Raw genomic sequence first — 16363 nt, 5'->3', positions numbered from 1 at the left:
ATGCGACTTTCTGATGTGGCAGCAGAGGGGTGATTCAAGCCGTCTTCCGACTGATGAACAGTCCGCTTTCTTTGCCAACCTCAAGGACGTCATTTCCGGACGCAAGCGATCGATCTGATCGCAGGCCTCGGCAAGCGGGCGAGGATTGCTGGATTCGACCTTGTCGAGCTTTATCCTCCCGCCGACATCGACGGGCTGTCGGCCATCACCGCGTCGCGGCTTCTCGTCAATGCGATTGGCGCCATTATCCGGCAGACCGGCTGAGATGTGATCGGATGGTCTAGAAAAAGCTGTCTAGAAACGCCGACGCCTCGTCTGAAACACCAACGATCTTGTTGGTCGCCTGGCGGTAGAATTTGAAGTTGAGCTCGGTCTCGGGCCGGCCGTCCTTCCAATCCTTGAAGCGCTTGAGCTCATCGCGGCCCAAACGCCTCGTCGCCAAGGCGGTGCGGCGGACGGCAATGCTGACGCGCGGCGTCTGCCGTTCGAGATCGAGGCGTCTGGCGGTGGGCTCCGATGAAGTCACGACGCCGCGCGCGACAAGCCCCTGCCCGCCTTCGTTCTCGCTGGCGAAGAGGAAGATGACGTCGCCTTGGGCGATGGCCTTGCCGCCATACATGGTTTTCTGGGCGGCGAACACGAAGGTTTCCGCCTGAGGATCGGTTATCTCGACCTTGATGGCATATGCCATGCCTTACGAATCCCGGCTGAGGTCGATCCGGTAGCTCAGCGTGCGCCGGGCGCCGGGCTCGATCAGCATGAGGCCCGGTTTGTCGGTGAGCTCGCCGTCGAAATCGACGGGACTGGCGATGCCGTGCCAGGGCTCGATGCACAGGAAGGGCGCGCCGCCAGGCTTGGACCAGATGCCCAGCGCGTTCATTCCCTGCCATGACATCTCGATCGCCGGCCCGTGCCCGGCGGCGTAGCGCACGCTCTGGCTCACCGGCTTGTCGAGGATGACGGCATCGTCGTCGAACAGTCTTTCGGAAAGCGGCAGCGTCCTGCCCTCGACGGGCGTCGGTTGCGGCTCCGGCAGCAGCAGGCCGTCCTTCAGGCGGCGGATCGGCGCCGGCTCGTTGTCGGCGAAGGTCAGCCGATAGGCTTCCTTCGGCAGCTCCGGCAACAGCGGCCAGTTGAACGCCGGATGCGCGCCGATCGAGGCCGGCAGCGGTTGGTCGCCGGTGTTGGCGATCTCGAAGGTCACGCCGAGTTGCCGTGGTTTCAGCTCGTAGCTGATGGCGAGGCGAAAGGCGAAGGGATAGTGCGTCCGGGTCTCGGCGTCATCCGTTAGGACCAATGTGCAGGAGGTCGGCCCCTGCTCCGCCCAGGCAAAGCGCCGGTCGCGAGCAAAGCCGTGCTGCGTCATCGGGTAGGTTTGGCCGCTATGCCGCAGCTGATCGCCTTTAAGCCGGCCGACGATTGGGAACAGGACGGGCGAATGACGACGCCAGGCGGGACCGGCCTGCCACAGAAGCTCGGTGCCGTCGCCATCGCGCAGCGACACCAGTTCGGCCCCCTGCCCGACGATGGTCGCCGAAATACCGTCAGCGTGAAGCGTCAGCTGGTCCATTGTGTCCTCGCGGCTGGCTGGTTTGGCCGGCAGGCTAGCAAAAGGCCGCGCGTGAACTCAAGCGCGGCAGGCAGATCGCCCCTTGGTCGCGGACGCTTGGTGCGCAGTCGACAGAAAAGTGGCCGGAGGTTTCCCTCCGGCCATGGCGAGGTCGGTCGTGTTGCCTGCTGCGGTCCGGCTTATTCGCGCTCGCCGGTGAAATTCAGCAGCAGCTGGAAGATGTTGATGAAGTTCAGATAGAGCGAGAAGGCGCCGAAGACGGCAAGCTTCTGCTGCGATTCCGCATCGAAGTTCTCGGCATACTGCTCCTTGATCGTCTGCGTGTCCCAGGCGGTGAGACCGATGAAGACGGCGATGCCGATCACCGAGATGGCGAACTGCAGCGCGGTCGAGCCGAGGAACAGGTTGACGAGGCTGGCGATGACCACGCCGATCAGGCCCATGATCAGGAAGGACGAGAACTGCGTCAGGTCGCGCCTGGTGGTGTAGCCGTAAAGGCTGGTGGCGCCGAACATCGTGGCGGCGATGAAGAAGGTGCGTGCGATGCTGGTCGAGGTGAAGACCAGGAACACCGAGGCGAGCGACAGGCCCATGACCGCGCAGAAGGCCCAGAACATCGCCTGCGCGCTCGCGGCCGACATGGTCTGCATCCTGAACGAGAACAGCATGACGAATGCGAGCGGCGCCAGCATCACCACCCATTTCAGCGGGCTGGAAAAGATTGGCACATAGAGCGCCGGAGTCGAGGCCACGAAGAAGGCAACGAGGCCGGTGACGACGAGACCGAGGCCCATATAGTTGTAGACGCGCAGCATGTGCGTGCGCAGGCCCTCGTCATAGACGGCTCCGGCCTGGACGCCGGTTCCCATTCGGTATCCCAGATTGGGGCTGTTCATTCGGTTTCTCCTTGGTTCTCGGTAGAGGGTTTGTTTTCAGTAGAGAGTTCTGGCGAGTTTCTCGGCGGCACGGTCGAGGCTGCCGGCGTCGCCGCGTCCGACCACCGCATAGGCAACCTCGCCGATCTGGAAATACGCGGTTGAAATGTCGTCGGAGGGCGCGATCGTCGGCTTCACCACATCGAAGCTGCCCGGCCTGATGGCGAACAACGAGACAAAACCGAGGTCCTTGGTCTCGACCGCTACCTCGACGCTCGGCCCGAATTGCGAGGGATAGACCTGGACATCGCGGATCTTCCAGTCGTCGGGCAGCGACGGCATGACGATCGCGGTCGCCGCGCGAATCTCGTCGGGATCGTAGCCCGGCGCCTCTTGCTGCGAAGGCATCATCTCGCGCACCAAGGTCGTCCTGTGCGCCCGGACCGCATCCTCGACATAGGCCGGCGGCTGCGTCGAGGCGACCACCTTGGTCACGGCGATCGGCCCGAAGGCGCCGTTGGCGAACCAGCCCGCCGCGACCAGCACGGCCGCGGCCGCCGCACGCTGCAGCACGGCAAGGATGCGTCCCCTGGCAAGGCCTCTTTCCAGCCGGCGCGCCGCTTCTGTCGTGGCCGGACGCGCTCTGCCGACGGGGCCGGCAAGCGCGACGCGCAGTTCGTCGCGGGTCCTCAGATCGGACATCACGCGCGCCGCCACTTCCGGGCGCGCGGCGAGGTGCGCCTCGACCTCGATGCGGCGGGCGACATCCAGTTGATCGTCGACATAGGCGTCGAGGTCGGCATCGGTCACGGGGTCGACAATAGCGGTCATTGATCGTCTCCCACGACCCTGAGATGAGGCCTGGCCTTCGGCGCCGCGCCCTCTTCCATCTCGCGCAGCGCGGCGCGCGCGCGGCCGATGCGCGACATCAGCGTTCCGAGCGGCACGCCGATGACTTCGGTGGCCTGCTGGTAGGAAAGCCCCTCGATAGCAACGAGATGGAGCGCGGAGCGCTGTTCCTCCGGCAGCGAAAGAAACGCTTCCCGGACCTGCGAGAGGCGCACCGAATGGTCCTGCGGTGCCGGCATGCTCTGGTCGGCAACGAGGCCCGCCTGTTCGATGCGCGCCGCCTCGGAGCGGCGCGAGCGCACGCGGTCAATGAAGACGTTGTGCACGATCGCCAGCAGCCAGGCGCGCAGATTGCCGCTTGATCGAAAGGTCGCGCGCCGCTCATAGGCGCGCACCAGCGCGTCATGGACGAGATCCTCGGCGTCGGCGCCGTCGCGCGTCAGCGAGCGCGCATAGCGCCGCAGCGAGCCCAACTGCCCGATGATATCGAAGCGTGCCATCGACCGTTTCATGCCCTGTTTACGGAGCATGTAGGGGTTTTAATCCCCTGCCCGGCATTTCTTTTCGCGTCGCCGCCACAGCGGAAACCGCTGGCGCGACAGGATCGATTTGCGTATCACTCCGCCGCCATTGGAGTCACTTTTCGATGTTCGAGAGCCTGCAGCCCGCGCCCGCCGACAAGATCCTTGCCTTGATCGGCCTCTATCGCAACGACCCACGGCCCGGCAAAGTCGACCTCGGCGTCGGCGTCTACAAGGACATCGACGGCAGGACGCCGGTGATGCGCGCCGTGCGCGAGGCCGAGAAGCGGCTGCTGGCGAGCCAGGACACCAAGACCTATCTCGGCCTTGCCGGCGACACCGGCTTCAACGCCGCCATGATCAAGCTCGCCTTCGGCGAGAAGGCCGACCATGCGCGCATTCGCGCGGCACAGGCGCCGGGTGGATCGGGCGCGCTCAGGCTGGTGGCCGAACTCGTGCAGCGCACGCGCCCCGGCGCGACGGTTTGGCTGTCCGATCCGACCTGGCCGAACCATCTGCCGGTGATGCGCGCCGCCGGTCTGCAGGTTCGCGACTATCCCTATTTCGATGCCGCATCGGGCGCAGTCCGCTTCGACGAGATGCTGGCGGCGCTGAAAATTGCCAACAGTGGCGATGTCGTGCTGCTGCATGGCTGCTGCCACAACCCGACCGGCGCCAACCTCGATGTCGCGCAGTGGGCCAAGGTCGCCGATGTCCTGCTGGATCGCGGCTTGCTGCCTTTCGTCGACATCGCCTATCAGGGTTTTGGCGAGGGCCTCGATGCCGACGCCGCCGGTCTGCGGCTGCTTGCCGGCAAGGTGCCGGAAATGGTCGTCGCCTCGAGCTGCTCGAAGAATTTCGCCGTCTACCGCGACCGCGTGGGCGCGGCGATGATCATGGCCAAGGACGGCGGGCAGGCGGATGTGGCGATGAGCCAGATGCTGGCGGCAGCGCGCGCGCTTTATTCGATGCCGCCGGATCACGGCGCGGCGGCGGTGCGCATGGTGCTTGAAGATGCCGGGTTGAGGAAGGACTGGGAGACGGAGCTCGAAGAGATGCGGCTGCGTATGCTTCGGCTGCGCGTCGCTTTTGCCGAGGCGTTGCGCCGGCAGTCCAACTCCGACCGCTTCGATTTCGTCGCCAGCCATCGCGGCATGTTTTCGAGGCTTGGGTTGACCGAGGCGCAGGTCGAACGCCTGCGTGCCGAGCACGCCGTCTATATGGTCGGCGACAGCCGCATCAACGTGGCCGGCCTACCGGAGGACGGGATGGACGATCTCGCCAAGGCGATCGTCTCGGTGCTCGACTGAGGCTGTGGACAACTCGTTTCGGTGTCCGGCCAGGATTGGTCGGACGCTGGCCGCGGGATAGGGTCAATTCATGAAGCCCTCCAAGGACATTTCCCGGCTGATCGAGATCATGGCGGCGCTGCGGGCGCCGAAGACCGGCTGCCCTTGGGATATCGAGCAGAATTTCGCAACCATCGCGCCCTACACGATCGAGGAAGCCTATGAAGTGGCCGATGCGATCGCGCGCGGCGATCTCGGCGATCTGCGCGATGAGCTCGGCGACCTGCTGCTGCAGGTCGTCTATCACGCGCAGATGGCTGAGGAGATCGGCGAGTTCGCTTTCGGCGATGTCGTCGAGGCCATCACCACCAAGATGATCCGCCGCCATCCGCACGTCTTCGGCGACGAGAGGGCGCGCAGCGCCGGCATGGCCAAGGGCATGTGGGAGAAGATCAAGGCGGTTGAAAAAGCCGAGAAGCGCGATGCCCGCATCGCCCGTGGTCTCGATCCGGAAGATCACGGCAAGGGCTTTCTCGACAGCGTTCCGGTCGCGCTCCCTGCCCTGACGCGTGCACTCAAGCTGCAGGAGAAGGCGGCGCGCGTCGGCTTCGACTGGAGCGAGGCAGCTCCCATCCTCGACAAGATAGAGGAAGAGATCGGGGAATTGCGCGAGGCGCTCGCCACCGGTGACGCGGCTCCCATCAAGGACGAGTTCGGCGACATGCTGTTTGCCGTTGTCAATCTCGGCCGCCACCTCAAGCTCGATTCGGAAGCTGCGCTCAGCGGCACCAACGAAAAGTTCCGTTCGCGATTCCACTATGTCGAGCAGGCTCTGGAGGCCTCGGGCAAGTCGTTGGAGAAGGCAACGCTCGACGAGATGGAAGCGCTCTGGCAGCAGGCCAAAAGCACCAAATAAACAGCCGGTTAGCTGCCGCTCTTGCGATGCAGGCGGTTCTCTATCTCTTGTCTGGCGCTGTGCGTGGCTGTCAGCGAGAGCGTGACGCTGCCGTCTTCATTGTCGGTGCGCGAAACGACATCGCCGTTGCGGTAGAGCCAGTCGACCTGGCCCAACTGGGCAGGGCTCAACGTCACCGTCATCGTTTCCAGCTCGCCCGACACGCGCGTCTCGATGAGCGCTTTCAGCGCGTCGATCCCTTCGCCGGTGACCGCCGATATCGCGATCGGCGGCGCCTTGCCGCTGGCGCTCTCGGCAAGCAGGCGCTCGCGATTGCCTTCGTCAAGCAGGTCGATCTTGTTCCAGACCTCGATCACGCGGTTCGCATCGGCGGCATCGACGCCGAGATCGCCGAGGATGCGTTCGACGTCCTCGGCCTGGGCGGCGGTGTCCGGATCGGAGATATCGCGCAGATGCAGCACCAGATCCGCCTCGACGACTTCTTCCAGCGTCGCCCGGAAGGCGGCCACCAGATGCGTCGGCAGGTCGGAAATGAAGCCCACCGTGTCCGACAGGATAACCGGCGTGCCGTGCGGCAGCCGCACGCGCCGAAGCGTCGGATCGAGCGTCGCGAACAGCATATCCTCGGCCAGCACCCCGGCCCCGGTCAGCCGGTTGAACAGCGTCGACTTGCCGGCATTGGTGTAGCCGACGATCGCCACGACCGGGAACGGCACCTTCTTGCGCTTGGCGCGGTGCAGGTCGCGCGTGCGCCGAACCGTCTCCAGCTCGTGTTTCAGCTTGGTGATCTTGTCCTGCAGGATGCGCCTGTCGGATTCGATCTGGGTTTCGCCCGGACCGCCGAGGAAGCCGGCGCCGCCGCGCTGCCGCTCGAGGTGGGTCCAGCTCCGCACCAGACGACCCTTCTGGTAGTTGAGATGCGCAAGCTCGACCTGCAGCGTGCCTTCCTTGGTGCGCGCCCGTTCGCCGAATATCTCGAGGATGAGCCCGGTGCGGTCGAGCACCTTGGCATTCAGTTCCTTTTCGAGATTGCGCTGCTGCACCGGCGTCAGCGGATGGTCGACGATGACCAGCTCCGCCTTGCGCTCCTTCACGATTTCAGCAAATTCAGCAACCTTGCCGCTGCCGAGCAGTGTGGCCGGCCGCGGATCGGCAACCGTCACCACCGCAGTGTGAACCGGGTTGAGATCGATGGCGCTGGCAAGTCCGACCGCTTCGTCGTGGCGTGCATCTGCCGAACGGCTCAGGCGCGGACGGCTCGACTCGTCGTCGCCGCGGGGCTGGCGGGTAAGCACCGGCACAATGACAACTGCGCGGGTCGGATCCTTGGATTCCGGCCCGAGTTGATGTCCTTGTTTTCCGCGAACGCTGCGGTCCGCGTCCTTATCACGTGCCAATCAGGCGCCCTGGCTTTCCTCGCCATCGAACATCTGAACCGGCTGGCTCGGCATGATCGTGGAAATAGCGTGCTTGTAGACGAGCTGGGAGTGCCCGTCGCGCCGCAACAACACACAAAAATTGTCGAACGAAGTGACGACGCCGGTCAGCTTCACGCCGTTGATGAGGAAGATGGTAAGTGGATTTTTGCTCTTGCGAACTGAATTCAGGAACAGGTCCTGAAGGTTTTGCGATCGTTCCGCCATTTTTCTTGTCTTTCGCCGATCCCCTTCGGTTTACGGGCCAATGCGCCAAATTACGAGGCACCTGTCAAGCGCGCAAACCCCCTCTTGCCGACACAATGGCAAGCAGAATGAGATAGTTGAGGTTACTTCCAGTTGTGCGGTTATCAGGCTGGACTTTTTTCCGCAACGTGAAAAAAGGCCTGCCGCAACGAAAGTGTCATGGAACCGGGATGGCCATTTGCGATCGGCGCCCCGTCGATTTCGACCACCGGCATGGCGATTGTGGTCGCCGAACTGATGAATGCTTCCCTTGCCGCCTTGGCTTCGGCGACCGAAAACCCGCGTTCCTCGATCTTGAGGCCAAGCTTGGCGGCGACATCGAAAAGCGTCGTGCGGGTGATGCCGCGCAGGATGCCGTGCTCGGCCGGCCGGGTCACGAGGACGCCGTCCCGGGTGACGATCCAGGCGTTGGACGAGCCGCCTTCCTTGACGTTGCCGTCGGTGTCGACGAACCACGCTTCCTGGGCGCCGGCTTCCTTGGCCTTCTGCTTGGCGAGCACATTGGGCAAGAGGCCGGTGCTCTTGATGTCGACGCGGTCCCAGCGATTCTCCGGGACGGTGATGACCTTGATACCGGTCTCCACCCGCTTCGCGCTCGCGGCCGGATCGGCTTTCCTGGCGGTTATGACCAGGGAAGGCCTTGTGCCCGCGGGCGGAAACACGAACTCGCGGCTGGCGACGCCGCGCGTCACCTGCACATAGACAAGGCCGTCGACCACGCCGTTGCGATTGACCACCTCGCGCAACAGCATCGGCATGACGCCTTCCGAGACCGGCCAGGCGATCGACAGTTCCTTCAGCGAGCGCTTGAGCCTGGCAAGATGGCGCGGCATGTCGACGATATGGCCGCGGGCCACCTCGCAAACCTCATAGACGCCGTCCGCGAACTGGTAGCCGCGATCCTCGATATGGATGCTGGCTTGAGCATGGACGACATAGCGCCCGTTGACATAGGCAATGCGCGGCATGGGCATCCTCAGGGAAATGTCCGGCTTTCTTAGGCGATTCCGCCCCTGCCGTAATGAACAATCGCGTGGGCCAAGCGCTCGCTACACACCCAGCGACTTCAGCTTGCGGTGGAGTGCCGATCGTTCCATGCCGATGAACTCGGCGGTCTTCGAGATGTTGCCGCCGAAGCGGTTGATCTGGGCGATCAGGTAGTCCTTCTCGAATTGCTCGCGGGCCTCGCGCAGCGGCAGGGCCATGATGTGCTGGTCCGACTGGTTGGGCGTGCGCGGCATGACGTCGCCGATCTCGGACGGCAGAAGGTCGGCGGTGATCGGCGCATCGGCCTCTTCGCCGCGCGCCAGGATCATCAGCCGCTCGACATTGTTGCGCAATTGGCGAACATTGCCCGGCCAGTTGTGCGCCTGCAGCACGGCCAGCGCATCGTCGCCGATGCGGCGCGGCCTTATGCCGGCCTGGCGCGCAATCTGCTTCATGAAGTTGTCGACGAGGTAGGGAATGTCCTCGCGCCGCTCAGCGAGCCCCGGCACCATGACCGGTACAACGGCCAGGCGATGGTAAAGGTCCTCGCGGAAGCGGCCGTCGGCGATCATCGCTTCGAGGTTCTGCGAAGTCGAGGAAATGATGCGGACATCGACCTTGACGCGCTTGGTGCCGCCTACCCGCTCGAATTGCTGCTCGACCAGCACGCGCAGGATCTTGTTTTGCGTTTCGCGCGGCATATCGGCGACTTCGTCGATGTAGAGGATGCCGCGATGCGCCTCCTCCAGCGCGCCGACCTTGCGCTCGGTGCCGTTCGATTCGGTGCCGAACAGCTCGATCTCCATGCGCTCGGGCGTGATGGTGGCCGCGCTCAGCGTGACGAACGGACCGGACTTGCGCGACGACAGCGTGTGGATGGCCCGCGCCGTCAGTTCCTTGCCTGAGCCGGAGGGGCCGATGATCATGACGCGGCTGTTGGTCGGCGCGACGCGCTCGATGGTCTGCCGCAGCTGGCTCATCGCCGACGACATGCCGATCAGGTCGAAGGTCTCGCCGCTGCGCTGCTTGAGGTCGGAGACCTCGCGCCGCAGCTTGGATGTCTCCAGCGCGCGCTCGGCGATCAGGATGAGGCGATCGGCCTTGAACGGCTTCTCGATGAAATCATACGCGCCGCGCCGGATGGCTGACACCGCCGTTTCGATGTTGCCGTGGCCGGAGATCATGACCACCGGCATGTTCGGATGCATGGTCTTGATCTCGTCGAGCAGCGCCAGGCCATCGAGGCGCGAGCCCTGCAGCCAGATATCGAGGAAAATCAGCCGCGGCGCGCGATCGGCAATCGACGCAAGCGCGCTGTCGGCATCATAGGCCGTGCGGGTTTCGTGACCCTCGTCGCTCAATATACCGGCGACAAGTTCGCGGATGTCTTCCTCGTCATCGACGATGAGAATGTCAGACGCCATTACCGACCTTTTCAGTTTCTCGTTCGTGTTCGCTTCGACCTTCACCGCGTGGCGGCGCGGCTACGATCGTGGCCGGGGGCAGGATGATCGAGATCATCGCGCCCCGGCCGCCATGGAAATCCGCTGGCGCGTCGTGCAATTCGAGACGGCCGCCATGGTCCTCCACGATCTTTTTGACGATAGCGAGGCCAAGCCCGGTGCCCTTCTCGCGCGTCGTCATATAGGGCTCGAGAAGCCTTTGGCGATTCTCGCGCGGCAGCCCCTTGCCGTTATCGATAACGTCGATTCGTATGGCGCCATCTTGCCGTCCCGCCTGAATCCGGATTGTGCCGCCCGAACGGTCCTGCGCATCAAGTCCGTCGATCGCCTCGGCCGCGTTCTTGATGACGTTGCCGAAGGCCTGGGCCATCAGGCGGCTGTCGAAAGTGCCTTTCAACGGCTCACTGCCGAAATCGCGCTGGAAGGCAATGTCCGAGCGGCTGACCTCGACCAGGAAAGACGCCTCGCGCAACGACTCGCGAAGGTCGATCGCCTTCATCTCCGGCTTCGGCATGCGGGCGAAGGCCGAGAATTCGTCGACCATGCGGCCGATGTCCTCGACCTGGCGGATGATGGTATCGGTGCACTGGTCGAAGACCTCGCGGTCCTCGGTGATGACCTTGCCGTAGCGGCGCCTGATGCGCTCGGCCGAAAGCTGGATCGGCGTCAGCGGGTTCTTGATCTCATGCGCGATGCGCCGCGCCACATCGGCCCAGGCCGACGAACGCTGCGCCTGGACGAGATCGGTGATGTCGTCGACCGTCACCACATAGGATTTCTCTTCCTCGCCGTCGTCGCCGGACTCGACCGTCACCTGGACATTGAAGGTGCGCTCCAGACCGGTGCGGAAGAAGGTCACCTGCTCGCGATAGACCGGCTTGCCGGACTGGCGCCCGATCTCGAACACGCGACCGACAAGCGGCAGGACCGTCGAAAGGTTCTGGCCGAGCGTCGCATTCGCCGAAATCGTCAGCATGGTCTCGGCCGAGCGATTGACGATGGTGATGATGCCGTAGGGGTCGACGCCGATGACGCCGGCGGTGACGCCGGCAAGCACCGCCTCGGAGAAACGCCGGCGCTCGTCGATCAGATCCTTGGCCGAGAGCAGCTCGTTGCGTTGCGACTTGAGCTCCAGGATCATATTGTTGAAGGTCTCGCCGAGCGAGGCGACGTCGCCATCGGACTGGCGTACTGGAACGGCAACGTCGAGATTGCCGGTCGCCACCTCGTCGGCGGCGCCGATCAGCTGGCGGATCGGCCGCACGATCCGGTCGGCGACCGCGATGCCGGTCCAGATCGCCGAGAGCGTGATGATCAGCGTGAGCGACAGATAAGGCAACGCGAAGGCGACCTGCGAGGTCCGGCGATTGTCCTGCAGATTGCGGTATTCGTCGGTGTTGCCCCTGACGATCTGCCGCGCCTTGATCACGTCGGGATCGACCAGCCGGATCGTGTACAGATAAAGCCCTTCGATCTCGCGCAGCTTGATGATGGCGCCCATGATGTTGCGGGTGCGCGGTTCTATCAGCACCGGCTTGCCGTCGGCCGCGGTGTCGACGGCGCCCGAGGGCGGCTCGGGCATGGGGAAATCGGCGTCGGTCTTGGCGTTCATGACGAACGAGCCGTCCGGCTTGATCAGGGCCGCGTGCGCCAGTCCGCGCCCGACGGCTTCCTTGTTCAACAGATCGAGGAAACCACCCTTGTCGAGACCGTAAAGCGTGCGCGAGGCATCGAGATCGTATGCCATCGACAATGTCGTGCCCTGCAGGTTGCGCGCGTTCTCCTGCACATAGGCGTCAGCGATCGACAGCGACGAGTTGACGATCGTCTTGGTGCGGATTTCGAACCAGCGGTCGAGGCCGATGTCGAGCGTGATCGAGGCGATGATCGCAACCATGATGGCCGGGATGGCGGCGACCAGAGCGAACATGGCGACGATGCGCACATGCAGCCGCGAGGCAGCCCTGCCGTGGCGCCGCGCCAGCACGATGCGTCGCACCTCGCGCGCGATTAACGCGATGAGGAACAGCACAAAGACGGCATTGGCCGCGATCAGTGCCCAAGTCGCGTCGGCGGTCGGCGCGATCGGCGTTGCGCCGACCAGGATCGCAAACGAGATGGCCGCCGTGATCACCGCGCCGGCAATGGCGACCACGCCGGGCAACGCCAGCAACCGTCGCCCGTCACGCGTGCCGGTTTGGTTGAAAAGCGGTTGGGTCAGGGTCGGAGCCTCAGCTGCCATGTCGCGGTACAGAGTCGGTCATCGCGTCGGATGTATGCAACGCATTGTGGCGATTATGCAACAAGTGTGGCCGGGAAGATAATCTTTCCCAGACAAAATTCACCGACGGGACGAGGTGACGTTACGGCTGCCTGGCCGATTTGTAGACGTTGACGCCGAGCTCGCGGATCTTCTTGCGCAGCGTGTTGCGGTTGAGCCCCAAAAGCTCCGCCGCCTTGATCTGGTTGCCGCGCGTCGCCGTCATCGAAGCCAGCACCAGCGGATACTCGACCTCGGCAAGGATGCGCTGGTAGAGCCCGGCCGGCGGCAATTCGCCGGCGAAGGAGGCGAAGTAGCGCTGCAGGAAATGCTCGACAGCCTGGCCGATCGACAGATCGTCGGGGATGAGCGCGCCGCCATCGGGCACGACCGGCCTTTCACCGGTTTTCAGCTCCGATTCAATGATTTCCGACGAAATCTCGTCCTGCGAGTAGAGGGCGGCCAGCCGGCGCACCAGGTTTTCAAGCTCGCGCACATTGCCCGGCCAGGGATAGCGTTTCATAAGCTCGATGCCGCCCGACGATATGCGCTTGGTCTGCAGGCCCTCGCTGGCGCCTTGCTTGAAGAAATGCCGCACCAGGTCGGGAATGTCCTCGGAACGCTCGCGCAGCGCCGGCAGCCTGAGCGGCACGACATTGAGGCGATAGAACAGGTCCTCGCGGAACAGGCCCTGGTTGATCAGCGTGCGCAGGTCCTTGTTGGTGGCCGCGACAATACGGACGTCAGTCTTGATCGGCGTGCGGCCGCCGACCGTGGTGTATTCGCCCTGCTGCAGGACGCGCAGCAGCCGGGTCTGCGCTTCCATCGGCATGTCGCCGATCTCGTCGAGGAACAGCGTGCCGCCCTCGGCCTGTTCGAACCGGCCGCTGGAGCGGTTCTGTGCCCCGGTGAAGGCGCCCTTCTCGTGGCCGAACAGTTCCGATTCGATCAGGTCGCGCGGGATCGCCGCCATGTTGATGGCCACGAACGGGCCGCCGCGACGGCGGCCATATTCGTGCAGCGCGCGCGCCACCAGCTCCTTGCCGGTGCCGGACTCGCCGCTGATCATGACCGTGAGGTCGGTCTGCATCATGCGCGCCAGCATGCGGTAGATGTCCTGCATGGCGGCGGATCGGCCGACCAGCGGCATTGTCTCCGGCTGGTCTTCCGCGCGGGCATCGAGCTTCGGCCGCTTCGGCTCGGCCAACGCCCGGCTGACGATGTTGAGCAACTCCGTCAGGTCGAACGGCTTCGGCAGATATTCGTAGGCGCCGGTCTCGGAGGCGCGGATAGCGGTCATGAACGTGTTCTGGGCGCTCATGACGATGACCGGCAGCTCGGGCCGTGCCTTTTTGATGCGCGGCAGCATGTCGAAGGCGTTTTCGTCGGGCATCACCACATCGGTGATGACGAGATCGCCCTCGCCCGCAGCCACCCAACGCCACAGCGTCGAGGCATTGGAGGTCACACGCACCTCGTGGCCGACCCGCGACAGCGCCTGGTTGAGCACGGTGCGGATGGCCGCATCGTCATCGGCGACGAGAATATTGCCGCGAGCGGTCATGTGCGGTCTCCTTCAGCTTCATCGCCGGCGCTTGGTGCGGCCTCCTTCCAGGCTGGAAGCAGGATGCGAAATGTCGTCCCGCGCGGCGTCGAATCGCATTCGATGATGCCGCCATGCTCGCCGACGATCTTGGCGACCAGCGCAAGACCAAGTCCGGAGCCGTTCGGCTTGGTGGTGATGAACGGATCGAACAGGATCGGCAGGATGTCCTCGGAAACGCCGGGACCATTGTCATGCACGCAGAATTCCAGCGGCAACGAGACCCGGTCCTGCGTTCCGGGCACCGAGACGCGGATGCCTGGACGGAAGGCCGTCGAGAGCGCGATCTCACCTTGCGGATCGGCGCCGATCGCCTCGGCGGCATTCTTGACCAGGTTGAGGAAGACCTGGATCAGCTGGTCGCGGTTGGCGAAGACCGGAGGCAACGAAGGATCATATTCCTCCAAGATCTTGATCCGTCTTGCGAAACCATTCTTGGCAATCGCCTTCACATGGTCGAGCACGACATGGATGTTGACCGGATAGCGTTCGATCGGCCGCTCGTCGGAGAACACTTCCATGCGGTCGACCAGCGAGACGATGCGGTCGGTCTCGTCGGTGATCAGGCGGGTCAGCGCGCGATCTTCATCGGAGGCGGAAAGCTCGAGCAACTGGGCGGCGCCGCGGATGCCGGAGAGCGGGTTCTTGATCTCATGCGCCAGCATCGCGGCAAGACCGGTGACGGAGCGCGCCGCACCGCGATGCGTCATCTGGCGGTCGATCTTGTCGGCCATCGACCGTTCCTGGAACATGACGACGACCGAGCCCGGAAATTCCGGCACCGGCGCGACATAGAGATCGACCATCTTTTCGATGCCGAGGCGCGGCGACGAGACGTCGACGCGGTATTCGTTGACCGGCGCGCGGCGTTCGCGCACTTGGTCGACCAGCGTCAGCAGCGGGCTGCCGAAAGGCACCAGCTTGGACAGCGTGTTGCGCGCGAGCATATTCGCGCTGGAGCGGAAGAAGTCCTCGGCATCGGCGTTGGCAAATGTGATGAAGCCGTCCGGATCGACCATGATCACCGGGCGGCGGATGGTGTTGAGCACGATGTTGGCGGCATCCGCCATATCGGGCTGCTGTGGCACGTCCGCCTTCATGCCGCGCTCCGCAGGCTGGTCGGTTGCGCGCCATCGGCGAAGACACGGCACAATTCGGCCACGACTTCACTCGGCTCGGATGACGTGAGAATGGCTCTGCGCCGCTCGGCTGAGACATCGGGAGCATGGCGGTCGAGATACCAGCCGAGATGCTTGCGCGCCTGGCGCAGGCCGCTTTCTATGCCGTAGAGCGAGAGCATGTCCTCGTAATGCGACACGACATAGTCGGCGAGCGCCTGCGGCGTGTGCGGAATGCCTTGAGCGGATGCGCCAGTTGCGGCAGCCGCAATGCTGCCCGCGACCCAGGGGGCGCCGTAATGCGCGCGGCCGATCATCACCGCGTCGGCGCCGGACTGTTCGAGGATTGTCGCCGCCTCTTCCGGCGAGCCGACATCGCCATTGGCCACCACCGGGATCGAGACGGCTTGCTTGACGCGGGCGATGGCGCGCCAGTCTGCCTTGCCCTGATAGAACTGGCAGCGCGTGCGGCCATGCACGGTCACCATGCTGACGCCGGCCTGCTCGGCGCGGCGCGCCAGCATCGGCGCGTTGAGCGCGCTTTCGTCCCAGCCGAGGCGCATCTTGACGGTCACCGGCACCGAAACGGCGCCGACCACCGCCTCGATCAGCGACAGCGCATGGTCGAGGTCGCGCATCAGCGCCGAGCCGGCATAGCCGCCGGTCACCTTCTTCGCTGGGCAGCCCATATTGATGTCGATGATATCGGCGCCCTCGCCCGCCGCGATTCGCGCGCCCTCGGCCATGTGCACGGCCTCGCGGCCGGCAAGCTGCACCATGTGCACCGGCAGGCCGGAATGACGGATGCGAAGATCGCAGCCTGCCCTGCCCTTGGCCAGTTCGCCGCTCGCCACCATTTCCGAAACGACCAACCCCGCGCCATGCGCGTGCGCGCGCTGCCGGAACGGCTCGTCGGTGATGCCCGACATCGGTGCCAGGAAAACCCGATTACGGATTTTCACGCCGCCGACATCAAGAGGCGATGCCAATGTGGTCAGTTCAGCCATGCACAAAAACCAAGCATGTTCGATCGTTGCACATTCTCTAGCCAGAAGTGTGGCATTGCGCAACGCGCAATGACGTCGCATTAAGGCGCATTTTGGAAAAAGCTGGCCTTCGGCCGTCACCCCGACTAGAGCATGATGCCGAAAAGTGTGAGCGGTTTTCGGCCGACATCATGCTCTACTTCTTTGATTTAGAGACGGATTCAGATTTCAGGTCGAATCGACC

15 protein-coding genes and 1 pseudogene are annotated in these 16363 nt (G+C 64.2%); 3 read left to right on the top strand and 13 right to left on the bottom strand.

Annotated features, from left to right (window positions below):
• Nucleotides 1-99: 99 nt before the first annotated feature.
• Nucleotides 100-264, top strand: a pseudogene (locus FJ425_RS00260) (arginase family protein); the annotation flags it as partial.
• Nucleotides 265-280: 16 nt separating this feature from the next.
• Here the strand turns inward: FJ425_RS00260 and FJ425_RS00255 are convergent.
• The 5 genes from FJ425_RS00255 to FJ425_RS00235 all read right to left on the bottom strand — a co-directional run bounded on the left by FJ425_RS00255 (nt 281) and on the right by FJ425_RS00235 (nt 3794).
• A complete protein-coding gene (locus FJ425_RS00255; RefSeq protein ID WP_140720885.1) occupies nt 281-691 on the bottom strand; it encodes a hypothetical protein in 411 nt (136 codons plus the stop codon).
• A gap of 3 nt (nt 692-694) precedes the next feature.
• Nucleotides 695-1570 (bottom strand): aldose 1-epimerase family protein, encoded by an 876-nt coding sequence (locus FJ425_RS00250; RefSeq protein ID WP_140720882.1) that lies wholly within the window; start codon nt 1568-1570, stop codon nt 695-697.
• A 179-nt stretch (nt 1571-1749) separates the two neighbouring features.
• Nucleotides 1750-2466, bottom strand: a complete 717-nt coding sequence (locus FJ425_RS00245; protein ID WP_140720880.1) for a Bax inhibitor-1/YccA family protein — start codon at nt 2464-2466, stop codon at nt 1750-1752.
• 36 nt (nt 2467-2502) lie between these two features.
• Nucleotides 2503-3276 (bottom strand): anti-sigma factor, encoded by a 774-nt coding sequence (locus FJ425_RS00240; protein ID WP_140720877.1) that lies wholly within the window; start codon nt 3274-3276, stop codon nt 2503-2505.
• On the bottom strand, nt 3273-3794 hold the full coding sequence (locus tag FJ425_RS00235) for a sigma-70 family RNA polymerase sigma factor (RefSeq protein ID WP_246677837.1): 522 nt from the start codon (nt 3792-3794) through the stop codon (nt 3273-3275). Before FJ425_RS00235 ends, FJ425_RS00240 begins: the two co-directional genes overlap by 4 nt.
• A gap of 146 nt (nt 3795-3940) precedes the next feature.
• Between FJ425_RS00235 and FJ425_RS00230 the strand changes: the two genes are divergently transcribed.
• Entirely contained in the window at nt 3941-5125 is a 1185-nt protein-coding gene (locus tag FJ425_RS00230; protein WP_140720871.1) for an amino acid aminotransferase, read from the top strand.
• A 70-nt stretch (nt 5126-5195) separates the two neighbouring features.
• Nucleotides 5196-6020 (top strand): nucleoside triphosphate pyrophosphohydrolase, encoded by an 825-nt coding sequence (mazG, locus tag FJ425_RS00225; RefSeq protein ID WP_140720868.1) that lies wholly within the window; start codon nt 5196-5198, stop codon nt 6018-6020.
• Between the two features lie 8 nt (nt 6021-6028).
• Here mazG and hflX read toward each other — a convergent pair whose 3' ends face one another.
• From hflX to dusB, 8 genes are all read right to left on the bottom strand, one after another.
• The gene (gene hflX, locus FJ425_RS00220; protein ID WP_140720865.1) at nt 6029-7417 is read right to left on the bottom strand and encodes a GTPase HflX; all 1389 of its coding nucleotides are present in this window, start codon (nt 7415-7417) and stop codon (nt 6029-6031) included.
• Nucleotides 7418-7663 (bottom strand): RNA chaperone Hfq, encoded by a 246-nt coding sequence (gene hfq, locus FJ425_RS00215; RefSeq protein ID WP_006202172.1) that lies wholly within the window; start codon nt 7661-7663, stop codon nt 7418-7420. It lies immediately after the preceding gene.
• 143 nt (nt 7664-7806) lie between these two features.
• Nucleotides 7807-8670 (bottom strand): D-amino-acid transaminase, encoded by an 864-nt coding sequence (locus tag FJ425_RS00210; RefSeq protein ID WP_140720863.1) that lies wholly within the window; start codon nt 8668-8670, stop codon nt 7807-7809.
• 81 nt (nt 8671-8751) lie between these two features.
• Nucleotides 8752-10113, bottom strand: a complete 1362-nt coding sequence (locus tag FJ425_RS00205) for a sigma-54 dependent transcriptional regulator (RefSeq protein WP_140542913.1) — start codon at nt 10111-10113, stop codon at nt 8752-8754.
• Complete coding sequence (locus FJ425_RS00200) at nt 10103-12394, bottom strand: PAS domain-containing sensor histidine kinase (RefSeq protein ID WP_140700284.1); 2292 nt, start codon at nt 12392-12394, stop codon at nt 10103-10105. The genes FJ425_RS00205 and FJ425_RS00200 overlap by 11 nt, the downstream gene beginning before the upstream one ends.
• 121 nt (nt 12395-12515) lie before the next feature.
• The gene (gene ntrC, locus FJ425_RS00195) at nt 12516-13976 is read right to left on the bottom strand and encodes a nitrogen regulation protein NR(I) (protein ID WP_140542911.1); all 1461 of its coding nucleotides are present in this window, start codon (nt 13974-13976) and stop codon (nt 12516-12518) included.
• Nucleotides 13973-15115, bottom strand: coding sequence for a nitrogen regulation protein NR(II) (locus tag FJ425_RS00190; RefSeq protein ID WP_140636713.1), 1143 nt, complete (start codon nt 15113-15115; stop codon nt 13973-13975). Before FJ425_RS00190 ends, ntrC begins: the two co-directional genes overlap by 4 nt.
• Nucleotides 15112-16140 (bottom strand): tRNA dihydrouridine synthase DusB, encoded by a 1029-nt coding sequence (gene dusB, locus FJ425_RS00185; protein WP_140720860.1) that lies wholly within the window; start codon nt 16138-16140, stop codon nt 15112-15114. The genes FJ425_RS00190 and dusB overlap by 4 nt, the downstream gene beginning before the upstream one ends.
• Nucleotides 16141-16363: the final 223 nt, after the last annotated feature.

Source organism: Mesorhizobium sp. B2-7-2, from assembly GCF_006440775.1.
Classification (GTDB): domain Bacteria; phylum Pseudomonadota; class Alphaproteobacteria; order Rhizobiales; family Rhizobiaceae; genus Mesorhizobium.
The sequence above is the reverse complement of the archived record's forward strand: the minus strand, read 5'-3'. Positions and strand labels throughout refer to the sequence as shown.